This is a genomic window from Paenalcaligenes sp. Me52 (assembly GCF_050487965.1).
Taxonomy (GTDB): domain Bacteria; phylum Pseudomonadota; class Gammaproteobacteria; order Burkholderiales; family Burkholderiaceae_B; genus Paenalcaligenes.
In genome coordinates this window covers 1-605 of sequence record NZ_JBKQFO010000040.1, presented here as the reverse complement: position 1 = coordinate 605, position 605 = coordinate 1, and the positions used below count along the sequence as shown (strand labels likewise).

The window sequence follows — 605 nt, the reverse complement described above, 5'->3', positions numbered from 1 at the left end:
GGAACAATGGTTACAACATCTGTACGCCAAAATGCTTGCCAAAGATCCGGCGTTACCGTCTTACGACGAACTGAAAAAAATGGGTATCTATAAGCGTAAAGATCCCAATGGTCATTTTGTCGCCTACAAAGCATTTCGTGACGACCCCGAGGCAAATCCACTTAAAACGCCTTCCGGTAAGATTGAAATTTATTCCAGCAAGCTGGCGGAAATTGCCCGTACCTGGGAACTGGAAAAAGATGAAGTGATAAGCCCACTGCCGGTTTATGCCTCAACCTTTGAAGGCTGGGACTCCCCTGAACGTAGTACCTTTCCACTGCAACTGTTTGGTTTCCATTACAAATCCCGTACTCACTCGACCTACGGCAACATTGATGTCCTGAAGGCTGCCTGCCGTCAGGAGGTGTGGATCAACCCTATAGACGCACATAAACGTGGGATTGCCAACGGCGATATGGTGCGGGTGTATAACCATCGTGGCGAAGTTCGGCTACCAGCCAAAGTGACACCACGCATTCTCCCTGGAGTTAGTGCTATGGGCCAGGGAGCCTGGCACGAGGCCAATATGTCTGGCGATAAAATCGACCATGGCGGCTGTGTGAATA

1 protein-coding gene is annotated in these 605 nt (G+C 49.8%); it reads left to right on the top strand.

Annotated features, from left to right (window positions below):
* A partial coding sequence (locus tag ACLO87_RS16855) for a molybdopterin dinucleotide binding domain-containing protein (RefSeq protein ID WP_430224354.1) occupies positions 1 to 605 on the top strand: 605 nt, incomplete at both ends.